This is a genomic window from Ornithinibacillus massiliensis (genome assembly GCF_018310345.1).
Lineage (GTDB): Bacteria > Bacillota > Bacilli > Bacillales > Amphibacillaceae > Ornithinibacillus > Ornithinibacillus massiliensis.
Genome location: NZ_JAGXBY010000006.1, coordinates 132,812 through 158,316, shown reverse-complemented (window position 1 = coordinate 158,316; position 25,505 = coordinate 132,812). Strand labels below are relative to the sequence as shown.

Annotated in this window: 23 protein-coding genes and 2 riboswitches; of the genes, 1 reads left to right on the top strand and 22 read right to left on the bottom strand. The window is 37.6% G+C overall.

All coding sequences use genetic code 11. The features are described 5' to 3' along the window. Positions 1 to 24 precede the first annotated feature (24 nt). The 12 genes from motB to KGF86_RS16005 form a co-directional block, all read right to left on the bottom strand. The gene (gene motB / locus KGF86_RS16060; RefSeq protein WP_211742441.1) at positions 25 to 783 is read right to left on the bottom strand and encodes a flagellar motor protein MotB; all 759 of its coding nucleotides are present in this window, start codon (positions 781 to 783) and stop codon (positions 25 to 27) included. Then, positions 770 to 1,561 carry a flagellar motor stator protein MotA gene (gene motA / locus KGF86_RS16055; protein ID WP_211742440.1) on the bottom strand — a complete coding sequence of 264 codons (792 nt, stop codon included), beginning with the start codon at positions 1,559 to 1,561 and terminating at the stop codon, positions 770 to 772. Before motA ends, motB begins: the two co-directional genes overlap by 14 nt. A 77-nt stretch (positions 1,562 to 1,638) precedes the next feature. Beyond that, a riboswitch (cyclic di-GMP riboswitch) is annotated at positions 1,639 to 1,724 on the bottom strand. 265 nt (positions 1,725 to 1,989) lie between these two features. Continuing rightward, positions 1,990 to 4,518 (bottom strand): YheC/YheD family protein, encoded by a 2,529-nt coding sequence (locus KGF86_RS16050; protein ID WP_186870640.1) that lies wholly within the window; start codon positions 4,516 to 4,518, stop codon positions 1,990 to 1,992. Positions 4,519 to 4,693: 175 nt separating this feature from the next. Further along, positions 4,694 to 5,530, bottom strand: a complete 837-nt coding sequence (hag, locus tag KGF86_RS16045) for a flagellin Hag (protein WP_186870641.1) — start codon at positions 5,528 to 5,530, stop codon at positions 4,694 to 4,696. Positions 5,531 to 5,775: 245 nt separating this feature from the next. Next, a complete protein-coding gene (locus KGF86_RS16040) occupies positions 5,776 to 6,336 on the bottom strand; it encodes a PilZ domain-containing protein (protein ID WP_186870642.1) in 561 nt (186 codons plus the stop codon). A 203-nt stretch (positions 6,337 to 6,539) separates the two neighbouring features. Continuing rightward, positions 6,540 to 6,625, bottom strand: a riboswitch (cyclic di-GMP riboswitch). A 163-nt stretch (positions 6,626 to 6,788) separates the two neighbouring features. Further along, entirely contained in the window at positions 6,789 to 7,640 is an 852-nt protein-coding gene (locus KGF86_RS16035; protein ID WP_186870643.1) for an ABC transporter permease, read from the bottom strand. Beyond that, positions 7,633 to 8,424, bottom strand: a complete 792-nt coding sequence (locus KGF86_RS16030) for an ABC transporter permease subunit (protein WP_186870644.1) — start codon at positions 8,422 to 8,424, stop codon at positions 7,633 to 7,635. Before KGF86_RS16030 ends, KGF86_RS16035 begins: the two co-directional genes overlap by 8 nt. Before the next feature lie 158 nt (positions 8,425 to 8,582). Next, entirely contained in the window at positions 8,583 to 9,653 is a 1,071-nt protein-coding gene (locus KGF86_RS16025; protein ID WP_211742439.1) for an ABC transporter substrate-binding protein, read from the bottom strand. Positions 9,654 to 9,689: 36 nt separating this feature from the next. Further along, on the bottom strand, positions 9,690 to 10,766 hold the full coding sequence (locus tag KGF86_RS16020; RefSeq protein ID WP_186870646.1) for an ABC transporter ATP-binding protein: 1,077 nt from the start codon (positions 10,764 to 10,766) through the stop codon (positions 9,690 to 9,692). Positions 10,767 to 11,502: 736 nt separating this feature from the next. Continuing rightward, positions 11,503 to 12,345 carry a carbohydrate ABC transporter permease gene (locus KGF86_RS16015; RefSeq protein ID WP_211742437.1) on the bottom strand — a complete coding sequence of 281 codons (843 nt, stop codon included), beginning with the start codon at positions 12,343 to 12,345 and terminating at the stop codon, positions 11,503 to 11,505. A 17-nt stretch (positions 12,346 to 12,362) separates the two neighbouring features. Beyond that, positions 12,363 to 13,256, bottom strand: a complete 894-nt coding sequence (locus tag KGF86_RS16010) for a carbohydrate ABC transporter permease (RefSeq protein ID WP_186870659.1) — start codon at positions 13,254 to 13,256, stop codon at positions 12,363 to 12,365. 64 nt (positions 13,257 to 13,320) lie between these two features. Then, positions 13,321 to 14,649 carry an ABC transporter substrate-binding protein gene (locus tag KGF86_RS16005; protein WP_211742436.1) on the bottom strand — a complete coding sequence of 443 codons (1,329 nt, stop codon included), beginning with the start codon at positions 14,647 to 14,649 and terminating at the stop codon, positions 13,321 to 13,323. A 193-nt stretch (positions 14,650 to 14,842) separates the two neighbouring features. Here KGF86_RS16005 and KGF86_RS16000 point away from each other — a divergent pair, with 193 nt between their 5' ends. Further along, complete coding sequence (locus KGF86_RS16000) at positions 14,843 to 15,649, top strand: alpha/beta fold hydrolase (protein ID WP_186870649.1); 807 nt, start codon at positions 14,843 to 14,845, stop codon at positions 15,647 to 15,649. A gap of 232 nt (positions 15,650 to 15,881) precedes the next feature. Here KGF86_RS16000 and KGF86_RS15995 read toward each other — a convergent pair whose 3' ends face one another. From KGF86_RS15995 to KGF86_RS15950, 10 genes are all read right to left on the bottom strand, one after another. Further along, entirely contained in the window at positions 15,882 to 16,064 is a 183-nt protein-coding gene (locus KGF86_RS15995; protein WP_186870501.1) for a hypothetical protein, read from the bottom strand. 100 nt (positions 16,065 to 16,164) lie between these two features. Then, entirely contained in the window at positions 16,165 to 16,713 is a 549-nt protein-coding gene (locus tag KGF86_RS15990; RefSeq protein WP_186870347.1) for a ribonuclease FAU-1 family protein, read from the bottom strand. Between the two features lie 15 nt (positions 16,714 to 16,728). Further along, positions 16,729 to 17,778: a serine hydrolase domain-containing protein gene (locus tag KGF86_RS15985; RefSeq protein ID WP_211742435.1), complete on the bottom strand. Its 1,050-nt coding sequence runs from the start codon at positions 17,776 to 17,778 to the stop codon at positions 16,729 to 16,731. Positions 17,779 to 17,780: 2 nt separating this feature from the next. Then, entirely contained in the window at positions 17,781 to 18,734 is a 954-nt protein-coding gene (locus tag KGF86_RS15980) for a GNAT family N-acetyltransferase (protein WP_186870349.1), read from the bottom strand. Positions 18,735 to 19,009: 275 nt separating this feature from the next. Continuing rightward, positions 19,010 to 19,852 (bottom strand): MurR/RpiR family transcriptional regulator, encoded by an 843-nt coding sequence (locus KGF86_RS15975; protein ID WP_246521630.1) that lies wholly within the window; start codon positions 19,850 to 19,852, stop codon positions 19,010 to 19,012. A gap of 46 nt (positions 19,853 to 19,898) precedes the next feature. Then, positions 19,899 to 20,846 (bottom strand): GNAT family N-acetyltransferase, encoded by a 948-nt coding sequence (locus tag KGF86_RS15970; RefSeq protein WP_186870351.1) that lies wholly within the window; start codon positions 20,844 to 20,846, stop codon positions 19,899 to 19,901. Further along, the gene (gene murQ, locus KGF86_RS15965) at positions 20,847 to 21,764 is read right to left on the bottom strand and encodes an N-acetylmuramic acid 6-phosphate etherase (RefSeq protein ID WP_425516498.1); all 918 of its coding nucleotides are present in this window, start codon (positions 21,762 to 21,764) and stop codon (positions 20,847 to 20,849) included. A 128-nt stretch (positions 21,765 to 21,892) separates the two neighbouring features. After that, a complete protein-coding gene (locus tag KGF86_RS15960; protein WP_186870353.1) occupies positions 21,893 to 22,858 on the bottom strand; it encodes a carbohydrate ABC transporter permease in 966 nt (321 codons plus the stop codon). A gap of 12 nt (positions 22,859 to 22,870) precedes the next feature. Then, positions 22,871 to 23,788, bottom strand: a complete 918-nt coding sequence (locus tag KGF86_RS15955; protein ID WP_246521628.1) for a carbohydrate ABC transporter permease — start codon at positions 23,786 to 23,788, stop codon at positions 22,871 to 22,873. Between the two features lie 344 nt (positions 23,789 to 24,132). Then, entirely contained in the window at positions 24,133 to 25,491 is a 1,359-nt protein-coding gene (locus KGF86_RS15950) for an extracellular solute-binding protein (RefSeq protein WP_246521626.1), read from the bottom strand. Between the last annotated feature and the right edge of the window lie 14 nt (positions 25,492 to 25,505).

The following is a 25,505-nucleotide window of genomic DNA, read 5'->3' as shown; positions in this document are numbered from 1 at the left end:
GTCGTTCTCCTCAATTATAATGTGTTATGGTAAATGTTCTGTGATGTCGTAATTAGGCAAAATTAGTACTTCCACTCGTCTATTTATTGCTCTATTTTCCGCACTGTTATTTGGAACAAGCGGTTGATGCTCCCCGAATCCTTTTGCACTAAATTTCGCTGGATCGAGTTGTTCATTATCTAAAATTAACGTCATAAAGTTTACAGCGCGCATAACACTTAGCTCCCAATTCGAACCAAATTGTTCATTGTTCATTGGAACATCATCCGTATGGCCACTAATGACTACTTGATGAGGGGGATCTGTATATAACAGACGCGATATCTCATTCGCAATCTTTATCCCGCCCTGATTAACCTCTGCACTACCTGGCTCGAAGGAAATATCATTCTTGATCGTGATCATTAATCCTTCACCAGATAGATTGGTACCAAGTGACTCCGACAGACCATTTTCTTGGATATAGGCATCGATTCTCTTTTGAAGCTCTTGTAAATTTTGCAGCTCATGTTGACCATCTTTATGATTCTGATTTTGTTCTTCCACTTCTTGTTGTTCTTTCAGCTCAGGAGAAGGAACAGGATGTTCCATTATCCCTTTATCCCCGCTGGAAAACTCGCTTCTAAAGAAAGTAGACAGTTCCTCATATTTCTTCACATCTATCTCACTCATAGCAAATAAGACAATAAACAAGGCAACAAGTAATGTTAATAAATCAGAGTAAGGGAGTAACCACGATTCATCAACATGATGTTCCGCTTTTTTCCGTTTATTCTTCTTCATTTTTCGGCTCCTGATTTAATCGTTCTAATTCTTTTGTCGTTAGATAAGAACCAAGCTTATCCCTTAGAACTTTTGATGACTCCCCAACTGTAATCGATACAATACCTTCAATCATGATTTCTTTAATTTCTACTTCATGCTTTGACTTTGCCTTCAGTTTATTGGCAAATGGATGCCACATGACATATCCAGTAAAAATACCAAGTAATGTTGCGATAAACGCTGCAGAGATTGCCTTTCCTAGTGCTTCAATATCAGACATATCCGCTAGAGCTGCTATTAAACCTACCACTGCACCAAGTACCCCCAGTGTTGGAGCATATGTACCAGCTTGAGAAAAAATAGCTGCACCTTCTTCATGGCGTTTTTCCATGGCATCAATTTTCTCCATCATGACATCTCGGATAAATTCCGGAGTTTGCCCATCCACTGCAAGCTGTAATCCTGACGCTAAAAATGGATCTTCAATTTTATCCAATTGACTTTCTAAAGATAAAATCCCTTCCTTTCTAGCTATATCAGCCATATCAGAGAATGTATCAATTAATTCTTCTGCACTTTGTTCTTTCCTTTCGGTAAATAGAATCTTGAAGAGTGCTGGTATTCTTTTCAGTGTTCTGGTTGGGAAGGCAATAATGACAGAAGCTGCTGTTCCTACAAGAATAATGAGAATGGCAGCAGGATTTATCAATGCTCCAAGACCAACACCCTTCAGTACCATTCCGACCCCAACTGCAAGGATCCCTAGTATAATTCCTATTAATGATGATTTATCCATGTGTAGACCTCCATATGTGAATTAAAAAAGCTATTCTTCTAGAAAGAATAGCCAAATAGAATGTTATAGATTCTATACTTGGTAACCTGGCAATCTTAGTCTACTAGACCTTAGACCCATGGCTTTGCGTCCTTACTTTTCAGTAAGTTTGCCTTTGTCGATTTGGATTATGTGTGAGATTAAAGTTTTTCTCTATTGTATATATCGGCCATTACATTTTAGAAGTAAAGGGGTATTATAGTAATTTATAATAATTTATTTCAGCCGTATATAAAGTCATTTATTTAATAACAACTATGTTTTTAGCTGTAAAATAGAAGGACTCTAGAAACTAGAGTCCTTAAATATAATCTCTTTTGAACATCTATACATCCCCGACCTTACACTTTACTTATTATCCAAGAGATTATTAGTAAATAATATCACTTTCAAAAAGTTTCCATTTTCTTTTGATTGTTAGTTGAATTCTTTTGAGATAAATATTTAGCATACGGAATGGCGTGCTTAGCAACTTCGAATTCATAATACACAATCCCAGGTTTATTAACATTAACTTCAATTAGATATATATTTAAATCCTTGTCTATTGCTAAGTCGATACCTAATTCACTTATTTTGTTTTCGTACAGGGCATCAAATTCACTCGCAATATTTAGAGCTCTTTCCTCAATTTTACTTACAAGGATACTCGACTTATCTTGAGAATAATTCCTATTTAAGAAAGCTACTAACTCTCCAACATATCCACCACTTCTAAAGACTGTAATAGTTGCATAATTAGTACCAATTCTAGGGTGTTTATTAACAAATGACCATTCTCCATTTCCATCCTTCATCATATGGACACGGATATCAAACGGATTACCTTCTTTTGTTCTTGTTTCTATATACTTTTGTACAATAAAAGTGCCTTTTTTAATAACGTCTCTTATATACTTCGATAATGATAATTCACTCAGTTCATTAACATTTTCTCCATCAGCCACTCTATATCTATCAATATTCAATTTTTCAATATAGCGTACACCTTTTGCAAATGAACCTACTTCCGGTTTTAAGATTACTGAACCGTACTCTTGAATGTAATGGAATATATCTTTCAATCGATTAACTTTTTGATAAGGAATCATAATATCACTAAGTTGTTCTATTGCACTTAATTTATCATAAACTTCTAGTTTACTAATCGAATTTCCATAGAATTGATTAGTAAATGGAATTCCCTCTAGTTCTTCATAAACTGTATGAAAGCCCTCAATTCCTCTTGCTCGTAAACGATCATAAATTACATCAGGATAATTTACAATCATAGGTACCCATTCTTTATTTTGATAAAAGTATCCTCTTATACACATTTCATCATAATCTATATCCTTAGGAGTAAAATAAAAAAAGTGTACATTTTCATACTTTGCAACATACGCACAAGCAATCGTTAAATTATTTATCTCATTTTCCTGAACTAACATTCCAATACTTACTCGATTATCTAGTTCCGCCCATTCTAGATTCGAGTTTCGGGAATCAAAATTCCCTATACTTTTACTTTGCTTTTGAAAACTATTGGTTAGGAATATTCCATTCTTAGCAATATAAATTGCGTAACCGATTGTATTAATAGCTCTTTCTTTCTCATGATAGGTGGATTGTGGTCCATTATTTACTTCATGAAGCCAAAAACGGCCGTTTTTATCAATGGCTAAATCTAATCCTAACTCATCTAAAACCAAACCATAGAGTTTATCTAAATGATACGTTATATCTAGAGAAAGCTTCCTTAGTTCTTCCGCATACTGTTTACCCTTTGCACCATACTCGTTCGTCAAAAAAACGTCAAGTTCTTGAGTTCTACCACCTCGACTGATATTACTCAAAATACTTTTCTTATTACCTATGCGCGGATAGATTTTGGTTATCTGCCACTTTCCTTCATTATTCTTTTGAACATGAGCTCGAATATCAAATGGTTCACCAGCATTAGTACGAGCATGAATATATTTTTGAATCATATAGCTATTTTTGTTCTTTAGAATAACGTCTTGAATCCACATGGTGAATTTTTCTTTTCCTAGGATCCGTTCTTTCTTATCTTCGTGAATTATAAAGTGATTACCGTTCTTTTCTACATAATATATAAAGAGACCTTGTCTACCCATTATAGGTTTTAATACACCTTTTTGATTTTCATTTAAAAACTCTAATATTCTATCTTCATCAGTAATTATTTTAAAAGGGACTAGTAGCTCTGCAAACTTCCTATTTTCCACTACTATTTTTGGTAAATAAAATTTGTTTCCAACTCCAAAACTAGTAAAAGGAACCTCTCTTCGCAACTTCCTTTCCGTAATAGTTTGTCGCTCTCGAGATGCTATTCCTATGTTATGAATGACATTTGGAAAAGAAGAAGTAACCTCTTGCCACTTTCCATTTTGGAATACTTCTCCCGTAACTTGCTTAGCATCCATGTTAACACCTGATGAGGAAAAGAATAATAGGGTTACTCCCTGTTTCTCTGCTTCCTCAACTAAAGCATCAATTCTAGGTTTAGGATAAGCAATTCTTGGGTTAGATTCACTTAAATAGACACCGATAGTAATATCTTTATTTAGTAAACCGATCTCATCTACTTCAAATTCTTTTTGCCATTGTTTTAAGAGAGGCATTAATGAAAACTGTATTATTTCAGCAATTTTTATTAAATTATTTGTCTCTAACTCTTGAGCAATTAATAATAATGTATTTTCAATTTTCTTTTTTTCCTTTTGTCCTAATGTTAAATTAGAGTTAGCTGTTACTTTCTCAATAGCAGTAACACCATCTACGATTGAACTAAACATGAAGATACATTGGTTTAATTCCTTCTGTTTAACTAATTTTGAAAAGTGACTAGTTGCTTCAATTAATGTATCTATAATATTTTTTACCTGAAAAATAGTATTTTCTTCTAACTTGGTCATAGATGAAACTCCTTTAATATAGGTTGTAAATTACATAATATTAATATCGGATTAAATAATAATTTGTTTAGGGAATAAGGCGAGGATTTAAACGGAGTATAACAATAAAAAATTGGCGTACCAATTATTATCTGGTACGCCAATTTTTTTATTATAAACCTCTAAAATCTACTAATTAACGAAGTAATTGTAATACACCTTGAGGTTGTTGGTTAGCTTGAGCTAACATTGATTGTGCTGCTTGAGTTAGGATGTTATTCTTAGTGAATTCCATCATTTCTTTAGCCATATCAACGTCACGGATACGAGATTCAGCAGCAGTTAGGTTTTCTTGAGAAGCACCTAGGTTGTTGATTGTGTGCTCAAGACGATTTTGAACTGCACCAAGACCAGAACGTTGTTCAGAAACAGATTTGATAGCAGCATCAATTTTACCTACAGCAGCATCAAAATGTGAGCTTTCTGTAAAGCTAGATACATCAATATCTTTTACTTCTAATGCTTCAGCACCCATATCATTAATGTTTACAACAAGGTTTTGGTTTTGATTAGCACCGATTTGGAATACTAATTCGCTTTCACCTGCAGCAAAAGATCCATCTAGTAAGCCTTTACCGTTAAACTGAGTACGCTCAGCAATTCCATCAATTTCTTCAATAAGTGCAGTGATTTCATCTTGGATTGCAGATAAATCATCACTTTCTTGAGTTCCAAGGTTACCCGCTTGTACAGTTAACTCACGCATACGTTGTAAAATTGAATGAGTTTCAGTTAAAGCACCTTCAGCAGTTTGGATTAAAGAAATACCATCTTGAGCATTCTTAGATGCCATTTCTAAACCGCGAATTTGTCCACGCATTTTTTCAGAGATTGCTAGACCTGCAGCATCATCTCCAGCACGGTTGATACGAAGACCAGAAGATAGTTTTTCTAAAGAGTTTTGAGTAGCTCCTGTGTTTACACCTAATTGACGGTGTGCATTTAATGCAGAAATATTGTGATTGATAATCATGTTTACATACCTCCATGTATTTTGTTTTTATTTTGCGAGTCACATCCATATGGCTCGCATCTATAACAACTCCTATTAGAGTTATTAACTTAGTAAAGTAAAATGTTTGGCCAAAACATTTTTTACATCATCATGATGTTGTACCTATTATATCGGCATGAAAAATAGATGTTTAATCTTTTTTTAAAAAAAATTATTCTTTTTTGTAGTTCACTCCATTCCAATCAACAAAAAAGCCCATGGTACTAGACCATAGACTCCCCACATCCTCGATTAGATTTCAACTTTTTTCGCTTCTCCACCAATATCTTTTCTAGTATCTGATGTAATAATTCTCGGTCTTCCTCATACGAATTTGTAAATACTACTCTATATCCAAATCGATCACTTTCCTGATATAATTCCTTCCGAATGATTCTTCCTTTCAAAATAAACACCGTATCCTTTAGGGAAAAACGAATCTTTATGGTCATATCATCGATTATCGGATATTCAACATCACACACAAACGTTACACCGTCAAGACTAACATTTTTTAAAACACCCTGTATAAAATTCGGATTCAATTTCTCATTATCTACATCGAGAAATTCAACAAAACAGGTGATACCCTCTACACTTACCTGGTCATTTCCGCTTAGAGTTACACTAGTTAAAGTAGGATGGTTCTCTACTTCGTTCCTATCTATAGTAGTGTTATCTTTAGGCTGATACTTTTTAATTACCTGTTTAATAAGAAAGAATAATAGCAATATGAATAGAAAAACAACAACCATTAGAATAGAAATCCAAACTTTATCATCCATTTCAAACACCTCCTTATATAAATAAGTAGGTTTTCGAAAATACCTAGGTCCACTATCACATTAGAAAAACGCTCATTTGGTTGCCCTTTAACGAATATGTTCGTTTTTCTATGCTGGCGGGAAAGCTGTTTATTCTTCCCATCTGCTAATTAAAAGGAGAACCAAAGAAAAGGTCCTCCTATCATACTCTAGTCCCAGTTTTCTCCGGTAGCTAGGCTGCCATAACAATAGTGCTTTAGGCCCTCGGCTTTGCGTCCTTCCCTTTCGGATAAGTTTGCCTTTTTCGTAAAACCTCTATAGTTGGTCCTATTATACTAGAAGACTTTCCATAATTCGACATTTTTCAACCGAATAGTACATTACACCTATCTCATTACAAACAATTAATCCAAAAGTCCTAACAAAACTAATTAAAAAAAGCGTGCCGAAGCACACTTTTTGCTATCACTATCTTATACTAAAAACTTCCGATCCTTCCGATTGGTAAATCGCATAAATATCAACAAGGATAACAGCACTAAAATCATCAGTAATAAAGAAAGTGCTGCACCAAGCTGCCAATTCATTTCAACTAAGAATGCATCACGAATGACATTCCCAACCATTAATAGCTTACCACCAGTAAATAAGTCGGTAACAACAAATACACTAATTGCTGGTACAAATGTGATAATAAAGCCAGCCAAAATACCAGGGAATGTTAATGGTAATGTAACATTTAGGAAAGTTTTTACCGGTCCTGCCCCTAAATCCTCCGATGCCTCCAAGTATGTTTTATCTAACTGCTCGATGGAGGAGTATATCGGTAAGATCATAAATGGAAGGAATCCGTAAACTAATCCAAGAATGACGCCACCTGGTGAATACATTAGTGCAAGCGGCTCCTTAATAAAGCCTAAATCTATTAATACATTATTAATGACACCTTGATTATTCATTAAAATAATCCATGCATACAAACGAATCAATAAATTGGTCCAAAACGGTACCATGACAAGCAGTAGCAATAAATTTTTCCACTTACCAGCATTAGCTATAAAATAGGCAAATGGGTAAGCAATGAATAAACAAACGATCGTTGCTATCAGTGCCCACCATACCGATTGCCAAATCACTTTTGCATAAAGCGAGCTAAAAGCAGAAGAATAGGCTTTTAAGCTAAATTCATAAATAATTCCACCAAAATCACCATTTGTAGTGAAGCTGATCACTGCAATAAATATGACTGGGATAACTAAGAATAAGGTTAGCCAAAATAAGCTAGGGGATAACAATAAATAAGCCTTTTTAAAATTTCTAATCATTTCTCATATCCCCTTTCTTTCGCATATTTAGCCCAACAATGGTGACCACGATAAACATGATTACGATAATTATCGTAGAAAGTACGTTTACTTCAGGTGATACACCTAATCGAACCATCGAATAGACGAGTACTGGTAATGTATTATCACCTGGTCCTAGTGTAAAGAACGAAATAACAAATTCATCCAACGAAATCGTAAAAGCTAGCAATCCGCCAGCTAATATACCCGGAAAGATTAATGGAAAGGTAACCTTCCAAAAGGTTTGCCACTCATTAGCCCCTAGGTCTTTTGCCGCTTCCTCTAATGAACTATCAAAGGAAGAAAGTCTTGCTAGTACAACAAGCATAACATACGAAATTGTTATAGCCACATGTCCTGGTATCGCTGTATTTAATCCTAACGAGACATTTAGAATCCCATAAATGGCAAGTAAAGCTACCGCAACGACAATATCCGGAATGACGACTGGAATATAGAATAGAAACTCAACAGCCTTTTTCCCGATAAATGTATAACGATATAGCGCTAATGCTGCTAGCGTCCCTAAAATGGTTGCAATAACAGTTGAAATTACTGCTAGATATAGACTATTCATCGTTGCATTAATCAGTTGATGATTTTGAAAGATAGAGCTATACCAATCTAACGTAAATCCTGTCCAAACTGTTCCTAATTTAGAATCATTAAATGAATAGATAATAACGAACATAATTGGAATATAAAAGAATAAAAAGACGAGTAGGGAAAACGAAAATAATAGTTTCTTCGTTCTTGGTCTCACATGTTCCACCTACCTTCCAAAGAGATAAAACACTATAAATGTGTATGTTTCTGGCGCCTAAAAACTAGACATAGGAGAAGAGGTTGTCTATAAGGGGATAGTCCCTCATCATGTTATGAGGGACCCCGAGCCTTTTGACAGCCTCTTTATTTACTTCATTATTCAACCTTTGCTTCTTGGAACAATCGATTCATATATTGCGTCCGATCTGAATCTAGTGGTAAATTCCACTCCGTACGCTCAATTACTTCGTCAGGGAAGTTTAAGCCAGGGCTATTTTTAATTTCATCTGGTAATATCTCAACAGCCGCCTCATTTGGATTTCCATAAGGAATAAATTCAGATAGTTTAACACTTACCTCTGGACGTAGTAGGTAGTCAATAAATACCTCAGCAGTATATTTATTTTTTGATGTTTTTGGAATTACCATTGCATCTAACCAAACAACGCCGCCTTCTTCCGGCAGAACAAAGTCAATGTCTTCATTTTTTAACCATGCCGTAGCAGCTGATCCGGAATAACCATGACCAATCCATGCTTCTTCTCTAACAAAACGGCTGGATGGTGCAGCATCAAATGCTAATACATTTGGCATAATTTCTTTTACTCTTTCGAAGCCTTCCTCTAATTGTGCTTCTGTTGGATCATTCATGTCATTACCTAATAATTGTTGTACCATGTTGGAAACTTCTTTGGATTCTTCTAGTAGTACTAATTTCCCTGCATATTCAGGGTTCCATAAATCTTCCCAGCTAGTAGGGGCTTCTTTAATGTATTTCTTGTTATATATAATTCCGTCATATCCATACATAAATGGAACGGAGAATTTATTTTCAGCATCAAACGGCATGTTTCGCCATGCATTTGCGATATTCTCATAATTTGGTATGTTATCGAAATTTATTTCTAGCAATAAGTCATTATCTACCATTTGCTTCACATAATAATCGGAAGGAAATACTAGGTCATAAGCAACCGTACCGCTTTGTACTTTTGTCAGCATTTCATGGTTTGAATTGTAGGTAGAATATACAACATCTACACCATACTCTTCTTCAAAACCATCAATAACTTCTTGGGGAATGTATTCACTCCAGTTAAATACGATTAGTTCATCACTTAATTCCTGCTCTCCACCTGCATTATCCGAATCACCATTAGATCCACAAGCTGCTAGAAATAATACAATCAACAAACTAAATAGTGCAAATACAAAAGACTTTTTCAATCTTTCCCATCTCCAATCTCTTCATTTTAATTTATGTTATTTTTTTAAAACAACCGAATTATTAGGGCTCCAGCTGACATAGATATCATTAGTATTGGTTAATTCATCAATATTATCATGGGATTCATTAACCGTCAGATCCTCACCGTTTGGCATGGTTACTACGATTTTCGTCACTGAGCCAACATAGATTTTTTCCTTGAAGGTACCTTTTACATTATTCAATCCTTCAATCGGTGTACTGCTAATTTTTAATTTTTCAGGACGTACAGAAATAATGACTTCCTCATCCTTCGTCACATGAGCGGTATTCGGAATTGTAATCGGTTTATTGGCGTACTCCATCTCCGCCATTTCACCATTAATTCCACGAACAGTACCTTCGATAATATTAGTTTGACCAATAAAATCTGCCACAAAACGTGTTTGTGGTCTTTCGTATATTTCATATGGCAGACCAATCTGCTCGATTTTCCCTTTATTCATAACCACGATTCGGTCAGACATGGTTAATGCTTCCTCTTGATCGTGGGTTACATAAATAAACGTAATGTTTAATGTTTGTTGGAGATGCTTTAATTCTAGCTGCATTTGTTTTCGTAGCTTTAAATCTAGTGCTCCAAGCGGTTCATCTAATAAAAGTACCTTTGGATTATTCACAATTGCCCGTGCAATTGCAATCCGTTGTTGTTGTCCACCACTTAATTGTTTCGGCTTACGATTTCCGTATTCTTCCAGTTGGACAAGCTTAAGCGCTTTAGTGACACGCTCTTTAATCTCTTCCTTACCAACCTTTTTCATCTTCAAACCAAATGCTACATTATCAAACACACTCATATGTGGGAAAAGGGAATAGCTTTGAAACACGGTATTAACTTCCCGTTTATAGGGCTCCATTTCATCTACTTGCTTACCATTTAATAGAATCTTACCTGTAGTTGGCTTTTCAAAGCCAGCAATCATTCGAAGTGTAGTCGTCTTACCACACCCAGATGGCCCTAGCAATGTTAGAAATTCCCCAGCTCTAATGTCTAGATTTAGATTATCTACCACATTAGTATCATCAAATTCTTTTGTTACATTTTCCAATTGCACCATTTGAACACCCAACATGCATCCCTCCTTTTTCTAACTGAGGGGGGACAGTCCCCCATAATGCCACGAGACTCTGCCATACTATTTACTTTTTCCCTCCAGCTTATAAGTATACGAAACACTACGCTTCTTCACTTTTAAGCATGGTATTTGGGGGAAGACTGACAATCAGTCATAATTTTTGGCATTAAAAATACACCCTTCTCTACCAGGTAAAGGTGTCTACAATTAGACTTTTTCCTTCCCCGTTGGGTGCGTACTGTTTCGGTAAACCTATATAAAATTACTTAATTAATCGACAACATTTCTTCCTATAAAAGTAAGCGTTCTGTCCTTCCCCATTAATGTATGTAACATAGGTAGTGCATATCACTTTTTACAATAATCTTTCAAAAGTCGATTTATGCTAAAAAAAATATAGCAGTTTTTACTAGGTAATTCAATAGTTTTGCTGTAATTAATTATATTTTTCTTTTTGGAGGTTGTATTAATTTATTCATGAGGGAGGGAAGTTGCCTTTTGGGGAGGGGGATGGGCTCGGGGTGCGATTTGATGTAACCTTTTGAGAAGGAGATAGGACCGGGACGCGGGAAGATGCGACCTTTCGGAATTTAGATAGGACTGGAGCACGCGATGATGCGACCTTTCGAGAAATAGATAGGACCGGGACGCGGGGGGATGCGACCTTTCGGAATATAGCTGCGTCCCATTCACGCTACAATACCCCCAATCTAAGTTGAGATGTACTCACTACCTACCCCTTTATCGCCCCTTCTGTCATTCCCTTAGCAATCCTTCTCTGGAAGATAGAATAGAGTACAATTACTGGAACTATTGCTATTACTAGACTGGCAAATAGGGTTCCCCATGCGTTGGTGTACTGGGCTTCATTGCTTATGTAGTCGATTGCTAGGGCTAGCGTGTAATTAGTATTAGTCTGTAAGAAGATTAGCGCCATGAAGTATTCATTCCAAAACTGGATACAGTTCATAATGGTAACGGTAATAATGCCTGACATCGTAAGTGGTGTAACGATTTTAAATAGGATGCCATAAGGAGAAAGTCCGTCTATCGCGGCAGACTCTTCTAATGATTTTGGGATGGTACTCATAAAGCTCGTGAGGACAAAAATGCTAAATGGTAATTGGCTCACAGCATACACGATCGCCAGGCCAAATATATTATCCAATAGATTTAATTGGGCTAACAGGAAGAATAGCGGAATCCAGCCTAACACCATTGGAATCATCATGGCTGAAATATACAAGGTAAATAAAACCCTACTCCCACGAAAATTAATTCGTTCTATTGCATAGGCTGTAGGAATTGCTAATATCAAAGTAAGAGCTGCTCCTATTACGGTAACCAGTAAACTATTCCATACACTCACATCAATATTGTAATTTGTCCATGCTTGCACATAGTTACTAAAGTTTAACGTATCTGGCCATCCCCATGGGTTACGATAGATTTCTGCATTGGATTTAAACGATCCTAAAAACATCCAAAATATCGGATACAAAACAGCAATAGTCCATAGTATAAGTGGAATTCTAATACCTGCCCTACCTAATAGTTGCCCTACACTTCGCTTCATTGCTCATCCCTCCTTAACTAATATTCTACTTTTTCCCTGCGCATCAAAAATTGCAATAATAATACGGTGATTAACGATAAAACAAGTATCATGACACCAATCGTTGCTCCGTATCCAAAGTTGTATTGTTTGAATGCCTGCTGATACAAATAGGAGCCCATCACATGGGTCGCATTATTTGGACCTCCACCTGTCATAACTTGTACAAGAATAAAGGAGCCGTTTAATGTCGTTATTACAATATATAAAATCGAAACTTTGATTTGTGGCCAAACTAGTGGCAATGTAATTTTCCAAAATTGCTGCCATTCGGTAGCTCCATCAATTTTAGCCGCTTCGTAATAGCTTTTCGAGATATTCGCAATACCACCCATCAGCATCAGCATGAAAAGTCCAATTCCTGCCCACACAGCTGGAAAAACCAAACTCGGTAATGCCCACTTCTCATCACCTAGCCATGGTCTTGCCCATTTTTCTAGCCCTAAAAACTCTAGTCCGGAATTAACAAGACCTAAACTAGGATTATAAATAAACATCCACAATATCCCGATTACGACAACAGACATGATATTAGGAAAGAAGAACACAATTCGGTAAAAGGGTGCTTCTATAATTTTTAATTGTGTTAGTGCTACTGCGAAGAACATGGCCAGAACCATGATTCCGATAATCTTCGTCACAACTAAAAAATAATCATGGACAATTGTATCTGGGATGACAGCATCATGAAATAGCTTTACATAGTTACTGAAACCAATAAATTCCTTATTACTAGACGACCCAGACCAATCAAAAAATGAATAATAAAGGCCACTAAATAACGGATATAGGGTGAAAACGGCAAAAAGAATAAATGTAGGAATTAAACAAAATGCCAAAAACCAATATTTTTGCTTTTTAGATTGTACCATCCGATCACTCATTTCCTATCATATGGACTGCTCCTCTGGATAGGGAGAAGCAGTCCATCGTAACTTATTCTAATCCTGCACGATATTCGGAAGCAGCTTTTTCTGCTTCTGCAACGAATTCTTCAGCAGTCATATTTCCAAGCATGAGAGATATTAAGGCATTCCCGATAGGTGTTTCTAAATCAGCACTCATTGGATGTGGTTTTTCATAGATTTCTACTACATTGGGGTCATTAATCATTGCATTGGCATCCATTAAGTATTCTGGAACATTCTCATTCTGTGTTAGATCAACACCATTTAAGTTCATGATCGCTCCAGTATGCTCGGAGAAGGAGCTCGCATATTCTCTTGTAAACACAAACGCAACAAACGCTTTTGCAGCTTCTGGATTAGCTGCTTCCTCTGCAATTGCTAATGGACGTAAATCTGGTACAATGGCATATTTCTCACCAGAAGCATTCATTGGGGATGGGATAAAACCAAATTCGAATCCATCAGGAATATCATTTCTCATCTCATTCGGCAACCAGAACCCAACTGGGATAAATGCATTTTCATGTAGTAAGAAGTTCATTTGTGACTGGGTATGATTCAATGCACCTAGCCCAGAGTCAAACATCCCTTCTGTCGCCATTTGCTCGACACGTTTCATAATCGCTAATACTTGCTCACTTGACCATGCGCCTTCTTTTCCAGTAATGACATCCGCTAATAATTGCTCGCCACCGGCTGCTGCAAAAGCAGGATAAAGCATCCCACGTAGGAAGTAATATGGATGTTGCCCTGTGGTCACAAACGGGTCAATTCCCTCTCCAGCCTTTATCTCACTCATTGATTCCATAAATTCATCGAAATTAGCTGGAACTGTATAACCTTTTTCCTCAAATAATGCTTTATCATACCACGTACCCCAAGTATCAAATACTAATGGTAAGGAATAAATTTCTCCATCATAGGTAGCAGGCTTCACAATAAAGCTATCCAATAATTTATCTCCACCTTCTAGTTCGATTCCCTCTAGCCATGCGGTTAAATTCATCAACTGTCCGTCTTCTACCATTTGGGTTTCACTCGATCCAGCACCATCAATATATACGACATCAGGAGGGTTATTGGATACCCATCTGGAGCGCATTTCATCATTAATCGTTGGACCAGCATGTTCAATAACATTGACATCAGGATAGGCATCTTTAAAATCAGAAATTACTTCCTTCCACCATGAATCGCCATACCCACCGACAAAATATTGAATTTCTAAATCACCAGCAATTTCACCGCCTTGACCAGTATTCGTACCTGTGTCGCCATCATCAGAACAAGCGACAATAAACGCCCCCATCAAAACACATTGCAACAGGACTAACCAAGAACGACTTCGCAATTTCATACATTGCCCCCCTTTTATGCATTCTTGTAAAAAGTTTGGGCAATGGTAAACGCATACAATTTGCCCTACTTTTCTTACAAATATATGTACAACTTTTAAATAAATGCTAGAAAAAATCTTGTACCTATCCTGTGTAGTTCTTTTAAAGCCTTTTTGGAATATAGTTTTAAAAAAGGAATTAAGGAGGGATTAAATGCCTGGTAAGTATATTGAGGTAGATTCAGGTGTTGAGCTTTTTGTTCAAGATGTTGGTGAAGGAGATCCTATCGTTTTTATTCCAGGATTTACATTCACTACAGAAGTGTTTGAAAAGCAAGTAGCCTACTTTTCCAATTATCATCGTGTTATTGTGATGGATCCAAGGAGTCATGGAAAATCAACCATAACCGTACATGGAAATGATTATGTAACACACGGAACAGATTTACGGAAAGTATTGGAGCACCTACAATTACATCATGTAACCTTAGTCGGGTGGTCGTTTGGTTGTTTAACCATATGGGAGTATATGAAGCAATATGGGGCAGAAGGAATAAAGTCTCTCGTATTAATCGATATGCCACCAAAATCATTGTCTATCGATACGGAGGATTGGGTAGAAGGAGCACTGGATGATATTGCAGCTATATATAATAATTCATTACGTACACCAAAAGGGCAGCGAGATTTTATCATTGCCTATGCTACTGGGGTCATGATTCAGCGGGAGCTTAAGGAGGATGAATTAACTTGGCTAGTCGAGCAATCAATGAAAACACCTTACTACATAGCAGGGAATCTATTTGCATCGGGAATGTTCTCCAACTATCTAGCGGAAGCATCAATTGCTAGCAAATCGTTACCTACTTTAACAGTAATTGCCGAGCATTGGTCTGATACTGCAACAAACTTCATGAAAAAACATGTACCACAAACACAACTAGAAGTATTAGGGGGACATATGATGTTCTGGGAGCATCATCAAAAATTCAATACAATACTAGATGAATTTATCCAATAGCATTAGGTGAGGCTGGGACTTAACTAAAAGAATTAAAAGTAAAACCGATACTAGATTCGGAAATATACGTAGACTCCTGCGGGAGGATAGGCATAGGTGAGACCCCTAAAGAAGTAGCACGAGGAGTCTAAGGCAGCCGCCCGCGGAAAGCTAAGTATATTTCCGGAGCGGGGTCCTTGCTCACTATTCAGTTTTTCCTTTAAAATAAATTCTTTTGTCCCAGCCTCTAAACTCATTTATTCCTAACCTCTTCTAACAACCTAATAATCTCCTGATTCTGTTTCACTTGCACGTCACTATTTACTTTCATCTGGTACAACCAAATTAATACGAAAACCGCAAGTGCAATAGGGATCAATGCAAAGATTAAAGATAAAAAACCGCCAAAAATGCCTATCGCTTCCACCATTTCCATTTTTCACTCCTTCTATTAAATGTTCATACTTCATTCTACCATAAATTAAATTGAAAATTCTTTTTGTTAAAACAGTTCACCTAATAGACAACTTAATCCCCTATGGCTTCTCTAATTTCTCTTCTAATACTTCCCTATGTTTTTGGGCTAACTCCAGTAATCCAAATTCATTTCGCTCTATTAACGTCAACAACTGATTTACTTCATTCCATGCCAATTCATATAGGGCCTTAGTAATCACGCCATTTGTCAATGCTTCATCCAATTCATCCTCATCTAATACTCTCACTTGACCCGTTGGTAAAATCACGATATCCAGGAACAAATCATCCATCCAAGGAACACCATTCTCCACTCCTGTTGCTACGCAAATATCTATGTACCATTGGACAATTTCTCCCGCCGAATTAAATGTCGTTGTTACTGTATGATGCTGATTCTCGGGAAATTGAAATAGCCATTGATAGCCATCATCAACAATACATCTTTCTTCTTCTCCATAGCGAATAATTAATGGTTCACTGACCTTGATCATATCGAGTAATGTCATATATCCAGTAAATTGCTCATCCTCTACATATTGTTGTGCAAACCTACGTTCAATTATCCGTGCCCAATTGGATCGATCCCCATATCGCCGTTTCAGCATCCTACTACTCCCTCTCTATGAAAAATAACTACGAATGATATTATATAATCTTGGGCGTAAGCGAAGAATAGCTGGTTTCCTACCAAAATGCACTCGATTGGTTAATAGGATGACAGATAGATCTACCGCCGGGTCAAACCAGATACTAGTACCAGTAAACCCAGTATGGCCAAAGGAAGCATCAGAGAAATAATCACCACAAGGTGCATAGGTTGGACCTTTTAACATCCAGCCCAAACCACGATATTCTTCATCAAAAGCTGTATAATTTTTCCGTGATAACTGTATAGCTGTCTCAGAGAGCAATTGCTTACCATTAAATACACCATTATTTTCTATCATTTGTGCAAATTTAACTAAATCACCCACTGGCGCAAATAATCCTGCATGACCACTAACTCCGCCCATATATTCGGTGTTATCATCATGTACAATACCAGATTTATGCGCTTTTAACGTCTCATTATATTCCGTAACTGCATACCTTTCTTCACTAAAACTTGGATTAAATCCTGTTTCATCCATTTCTAATGGGGTAAAAATTTCACGCCCTACAAATGTTTCAAATAACTCACCGGTTACTTTCTCCATCACCTGATATAACATAATTAATCCAAGGTCACTGTATACAACCTTTTCCCCTGTTGGATAGACTAAAGATTGTTGGTAAATACGCTCGATTACTTGTTCTTTGCCAAGCTTCTCTTTGAAGTATTCCACATGTGCTGGTAGACCAGAAGTGTGCGTGAGTAAATGACGTAATGTTATATGGTCCTTCCCTTCCTTAGCAAACTCAGGTAAGAAAAAGGATACTCGGTCATCCAACCGAATTTCCCCGTCGTCCATTAGTTTCAGGATACCTGGTAATGTGGCTACAACTTTGGTTAGAGAGGCAAGGTCAAATACCGTATCTAGTTGCATAGGAGCTTTTTCTGGATAGACAACACGGTTACCTACCGCCTCCTGCATGATGACCTTTCCCTTATAGGAAACATGAATAACCGCACCTGGTATATGCTGTAATTCAATTTCCTTTTGCAAAAAATCTAGTACTTTAGCATGCATAATCACATCTCCTTTTTATAGGATTGATAGCTTTTCCATACGTCAAAGCCGAGCTTTCGGTAGAAATCGACCAATCCAGTCCAATCAATAACCATTTGGTTAACCCCTCTAGCCCGTAGAAACGCAATCCCGGCTTGAACAACTGCTATACCATAGCCACTTTTTCTTTTCTTGGCATCGACTCCAAGGGGACCAATCCCTCCGACTTTCCCTGGAAATAGTGGTGTCCAATTTATATTTCCCATTATAATAGGGGACTCGGCATCATTAATTCGGCAAAATCCGATTATCTGCCCATTTTCCTTTTCCACAACAAACTCACGACCTGTTCCACCTTTTTGGAAATAGTGAATTGCCTCATGTTCCCATCTGCCAGGAAAACAATGGTGTAGAAATTGAAGGAAATCTTCTTTTTCCGCTTCTTGGAGAATGCTAAATTCTAGATTTGGAATAGTTGGCATTTGTACTGTTTCAGAATCGGTAAAGGATTTGCTTAAGTCTACTTCTGTTCCTTGATGCTGATACCCTCTTTTTTCAAACCAATCCACTGTTTCTGCTAGCTCACTAGGTATGCCGGGAAAGTAATGATACATATCTCGTCCTAGCAAAATTTCCTTTAGACCTATTTGTTTGAAGTGAGCTTCCGTATGATTTAGTAGCTGTGTCCCAATTCCGCGATTTCGATAGGCAGAATCAACGATGATGGCTTGAATCCAGCCCAGATCATCACGCATACTTACTTCTGTTTTCTCTTTCATATACTTCACTACCATAAACCCAATTACCCGATTTGCCTCATCCACAACCATTCTAGAGCATTCATAGGAAACATTGACATCTAGGAAGCTATTTTGTCTAAATAATTCTGTACGCATCGGATAATGAGCTCCGAGTTCTTGATTCCATAATGCTACCAGTTGATCCAATCTTGCTTCATCCCAAGGAAGATAGTGCATATCATGACCTCCTTAAATTAAAAAAGCGCAGGGCGCTCGTTTTGCGATATACGGACTAGACTTAAACCAGAAGCACGGTAATCCTGATCTTGCGGAGATAGAGATCTTAGTATCTCGACTTCCGGAGCTAGACACTTTAAATTTATGCTATTTAGAAAAACTCAGCATTCGCTGTCCTTTAGCGAATGTAGTAGCTTTTCTTATGCAGGGGGAAGATTCTTCTACTTCCCTATCTGCAAAAATAAGCCAACCCATTTGGAGTCAGCTCATTTATCCTACCTTTTCTTACTGTTTGCTGTAATAAAATCAATTGCATCTCTCGTGACATCAATATAGTTTACCGTTTCCTCGTATTTCAAGGTCGCTACCCGCATGAATAAAATATCAATTACTTGCAATTGACCAATTCGTGACGATGTGGCACCACTACGGAAGGTTGGTTCTCTTGTTGCTGATGTATACAGTCTAATATCAGCTTGTTCGGTCACCTTTGAGCTACCATATCTCGTAATACTGATCGTCTTCATCTTTTTCTGTTTAGCAAGCTCTAATACTTTAGCCACTTCCTGGGTTTCACCAGAGAATGAGATTCCAACCACTACTTCATCCTCATTACCATTCGCTACTAATGTTGCTGCCATATGGGTATCGGAAAAGGCATGAACTGTTTTATTGATTCGAAGAAACTTCTGCTCGGCATCCTTGGCAATGATTCCAGATGCTCCAACACCAACAAAGTGAATTTTCTTGGCATTCAACAATAACTCTACCGCCTTCTCCACTTCATCAATCCGTAGTAGCTCTGTCGTTTCCTTAATCGTTTGGATACTGTTAATTGTCATTTTATCAATAATAGATTGTAGGCTTTCGTTTGGCTTAATATCGCGAAAGCCCTCATCAGTTGTTTTTTGTAAATCCCCTGCGATTCGAAACTTCAGGTCTTGAAAACCTTTTAAGTCTAGTGATTTACAGAGCCGAATGACAGCAGCTCCACTTGTATTACTTCGTTTACCTAATTCCTGCGCTGTCAAATTGATCGCCTCTTCAGGGTGTCCAATAATATAGGTAGCTATCTTTTTCTCCGAGGGAGGTAACATCGGCAACATCTCCGTTAGCATGGTTAAACCTCCAGTCATATATGACATGCGATCAACTCTCTTTCTTTTATATATCTTTCTTCATCACATGGAACTGACGTGTAATGTTAAACCCTGTTTTTAAATATAAATATCCTGCAGAGCTTTTCTCCCCAGTCCATAGGAACCAGGCATGATGAAGCCCTTCTGCTTTCATTTGAAATAAGCACTCATGAAGCAATAGCTTCCCAAGTCCTTTTCCTTGCATAGAGGGGTCTACACCAAATGGTCCGAACCGTTCTGGTATTCCTTCATATCCCCCATATAAACAAAAGCCTACCAATTGATCATGGTATCGCGCAATTAATAAACGCTCTAGTGGCACAACTTCTTTCAATCCTTCGCGGATAGCCCTTCCCCAATCCGGATTAAACAGTTGATTTGCAAACTGAATGACTTCATAAACATCTTTATCCTGTGCAATGGAAATCGTAAAGCCTTCCACTTCACGTTCTCTTTTCAATTGTTTGATGTCATCTGACAATTGAAAATCTAACAGACTACGGTCCATCGCCACTGGAGAATAGAGTGTTTTAAACCCAAGTTTTTGTAAAAATGCATAGCCTCCTGGATAGGTTTTCTCATCTAATCCGGGCAAAATATAGTTCGGGGCATACGATGCAAAGAAAATACTTTTGCGATTATTCGCCTGAAAGAATTCCTCCACCTGCTTCATTAGCTCCGACCCAATTCCTTGCTGCTCGTAATCCGGGTCTACAAAGAAAAAGGTAATCCAGCCATTTTCCTCCTCCAGTTCTGTACCAATCATAGGAAGCAATCTTCTTAATCCGTAAATACAACCAACTAACGTTTCGCCGTCAAATGCTAACCGTAGACCATTCGGGTCAAAGTTCGCATCGAGTAATACAAGATGACGGAATCGTTTCGGGGTAATGGGGTCTTTACCTAGACTATTATTCCATACATGTACGATTTGTACCTCATCACCAGATTGGTAGCTACGATAGGTTATCAATTATACTCCTCCTTTGGCTTCTGCAATGTCAATCGCCTTTCGAACAAATCCATTAGCTTGTTGTATCGCTCTCTTTGCCTCGTCTAACGTTGTATTTGCCTTGATCATTACAATAGCAGGCTTTACTTCATTATTCGATTGTGTCAATGTTTCCTTAGCCTTTTCGTAGGAGGCACCTGTAATCGTTGAAACGATGTTAATCGCTCTTTCTCTTAATTTCTGATTACTTACCTTTACATCAACCATGAGATTTTCATATACCTTACCAATTTTAATCATGGTAGTAGTCGTAAGCATATTTAAGATTAACTTATGTGCAGTAGCCGCCTTCATTCTCGTTGAACCTGTAATGACCTCAGGACCGGTCTCTACTTCTATTTTCACATCTGCAAATTGACTGATGACAGCCTGCTTATTGCTTGTCAAGCTAACGGTTGCTGCACCAATCTTCTGTGCATACTTCAAAGCACCAGCAACATATGGCGTACGGCCACTAGCAGCAATTCCGACAACGATATCAAGCTCCGTTAGCTCGCGTTCTGCTAGGTCATTGGCACCCAGTTCTTCACTATCCTCGGCACCTTCAACCGCTTTTTCAATCGCCTTTGCTCCCCCAGCCATGACAGCTTGAACTAGCTCTGGTGGTGTGCTATAGGTAGGTGGGCATTCCACTGCATCTAATATTCCAAGCCTACCACTTGTACCCGCTCCAACATAAAACAATCTTCCGCCATTTTTTAATGCTTGGTAGATTCTCTCTACTGCCATCTCTATATCAGGTAATACCTGTTGAACTGCCAGAGCTACTTTCAAATCTTCCTTATTAATAACCGACAGAATCTCCGATGTAGACATATTATCAATCGTCATCGAATTCTCATTTCTCATTTCTGTAACCAAAGCTGATAACTTATTCATTCGCATACCATCCTATTAAGTTTCATTTTAATTTCCGTAGCATTGGTTTCATAGATTAGGGATTGATGTTTCCGAATAACAGTTACTCATCACCAAACCTACCAGTACCCTAAGCTAAACCAATTTTACTACTCCTTCACTCCGCCCAAAGTCAATCCTTTTACAAAGTGACGTTGGAAGATAAGAAATACGATGATCATTGGTATTGCTGCTATGGCCGCACCACTCATCAGTAGCTTGAAGTCTGCTAAGTTTGCATCCTGTAATGTTTTCAAACCTACTGGTAATGTGTATAGTTTAGCACTGTTTAATACGATAATTGGCCATAAGAATGAGTTCCAAACGTTCATAAATGTAAAGATGCCAAGTGCAGCTAGTCCTGGCCTTGCTAGTGGTAATACAATTTTCCAATACGTTCTCCATTCACTCGCCCCATCAATCTTGGCTGCTTCAATTAGCTCATCTGGAATGGAGAGCATAAATTGTCGCATAAGGAATACACCAAATACCATGGATAAGTCTGGTAAAATTAGCGCCCAATGGGTGTCCATTAATCCTAAATCACGAACCATAATGAACATTGGTACTAGTGTTACCTGCGATGGAATCATCATCGTGGATATGATAAGCCAGAATATGAGATTTCGCCCAGGAAACCTCTTCTTGGCGAGCACATAGCCGGCCATAGAGTCCAATAAGAGAATCCCGATAGTAACCACTATACCAATATATAAACTATTGAAGAACCACCATCCCATTTGATTTTTACTAAATAAGTTTGTAAAGCCAGAAAAAGTATCACTGATAATATGGGACATAATATCACGGTGGTATGCTTCTTTTTCCGCATCTCCAGCTTTTTTAGCTTCTCTTGCCTTTCCCCAGTGCTCGAAGTATTCCGGTATACCAACAGGATACATCTTCGGTGGGTTTGCATTGACGTACGATGTTGGACGGTCTAGCTCTTCATCCTGATAGCTTTTAAGCTGTAACGATGTACTAAATACCCAATACAATGGTAAAAGGGAAATAACTGCTGCTACAGATAATAAAACATAGACTATCAATTTATTGAGTGTAAATCGCTTCTTCAAGTATTTCCCCTCCTAACTTTTCCGATTTAAGACTTTGTATTGAAGTACAGAGATGATAAAAATAATAAAGAATAGCACGACTGATTGTGCCGCAGCCAATCCAAATTCAAAGTCTCTAAAACCAGTTTTATAGATTAAGTGTACTAATGTTTCTGTGGCATACCCTGGTCCGCCACCGGTCATGAGGATAATCTGGGTAAACACTTGGAAAGATCCAATCGTACTTAAAAGAGTTAAGTATACTGTCGACGGTGTTAGCATTGGAATGGTAATCTTGATCCATTTCTGAAATGCATTGGCACCATCTATTGTCGCAGCTTCGTATAACGAGTCTGATATGGAGCTCATCGAAGCCATATATAGAATAATTCCAACTCCAAAAGGAATTAACATTTGCATAATTATGATTGCCCATAATGCGGAATTGGTTTGCCCTAACCAGTTAATCGGTTCCATACCAAACCATCCCATCACATGATTAAATAGTCCAAATTCATAGTTATACATCCAACGCCATACCATTGCGATAATAACCATCGACGTAACAGTTGGTAAATAAAATGCTGCACGGAAGAAATTCTGTGCAAATTTGCCTAACGAATGTATTAAGGTTGCAGCAATTAATGCTGTAATGACGTTAAAAGGCACCGTGACTACGGTATAAATGGTTGTATTAAGTAATGCCTGCTTAAATGCATCACTTTCAAATACTTTTTTATAATTATCGAACCAAACCCAATTGTTAGCATCCATTATGCGATATTCCTCAAATGATAAAACAAATGCCCAAACTACGGGTATGGCAATAAACAATGTAAATAGAATCAATTTCGGGAGTAAAAAGAGATAGGCTGCATAGTTCTTACGCATCAATTTACCTGTTCTTTTTATACTCTTACCAGCATTTTTAAAACGTCCTGATAATTCCAAAATTCTCCCTCCCTGCTGTCTCCTGGAATATGTAGCAAAATCTCCTCAAGCATTCTTTTATATTCGTGTTTTTACTAGTTGAATGTTGATGATTACCTCTTTCTCACTATTCTTAGTAAAGTAACGATGATTCGTTAATTAACATAAAAAGAGCACAGTTGCTTTATCTGTTACCTTTTTCTGCTTCATTCCCTTAAAAACGGCTTTGACACGCTCTATCTGTTACCTTTCCCTGCCGCATCCCCTCAAAAAGAGCTCAGTCAATCATATTAACTTTCCAATCTACTGAATAAAATCCGGTAGACTTCGAAAGCTTAAATCTCCAAAGTCTACCAGATTATCAATTATTCACCTAACAATGCTTCAACTTCTGGTTTGGCGGTTGCCATCGCTTCTTCAGCTGTTTTCTCTCCGTTAAATACGAGCTGTAATTCACGTTGGATGATTTCATCGATTTTCTTCCATTCTGGATGACGTGGAAGCATCACCACTTGGGAAGACATCTCTTGTGCGCGAGCCATTTGCTCATTATCTTCAAATGGATTCATTTCTGCTGCACTAATACGAGCAGGGAAAATACCATATGATTTAGACATTAAATATTGCTCATCTGTAGTAGAGATAAACTTCATGAACTCTCCCACAACTTTTTTCTTCTCTTCACTCTCTTGCTTAAACATAGTCCAGCCGCCAACACCACCGATTGTGACCGGTTCACCTGTCGTACCAGTTGGGTAGTTTGCTACCATAAAATCAGTTGGGTATGTTGTTTGGGCAGATGTAATGGCCCAAGTCGCCCAAGGTTGCATTGCTACGGTACGTTGTTCTTCACTTGCCCAAGCTTGGAATGTACCACCTACATCAGCACCACCCATGGATACAGGTGCTGCTTCATTTACTAGTTTTAAATCAGCAAGCTGTTGAATTGCTTCAATTGCTTCAGGTGAGTCAAATGTGAATTCCGATAAGTCATCACTTAGAGGTTGACCACCATTAATGTAGAAGAATGGCCAAGCTTCATAATATCCAGGTAGGATATAAGTAGAGAAACCATATACATCAATTGTTCCATCTCCATCACGGTCAAAGGTTAATTTTTCTGCTGCTTCCAAAAACTCTTCCCATGTCCATTCACCGTTTTCAGGTGCTTCAACACCAGCTTCTTCAAATAATTCTAAGTTAAGTAGCATAGAGTGAACCGTTAATGAATTCGGTATGCCATACATTTTTCCATCAAACGTATAAGCCTCTAATGCATTTTCATAGAAATCGCTTTTCTCTTCCTCTGTAAATAAATCATCTAACGATTCAATGACACCTTGGTCAATATGATCAATACTTACAGCACTACCACTAATATCAACTGGTGCAATATCCGGCCAAGATTGACCAGCAATATTAACGCCTAGCTTATCAGGCATTTCAGCCCAAGGTACTTGAATAAGCTCAATTTTCACTCCTGGATTTGCATCTTCAAATTCTTTAATTTTTCCTTCTAACCAGAAGTATTGATTACCCTTACCTTCTTCACCTGATGTATCCCCTTCTTCAGCCCAACGAGGACCATCCCAAATCGTGATGGTTCCAGTCCAATTACCATCTTCATCTGTATCTCCGTCTGAGTTGTTACCACATGCACTTAGCACTAGTACAAACGCTAATGCTAGTAACATTAATGAAAAAAACTTCATTTTACCTTTCATGGTTTACTTCCCCC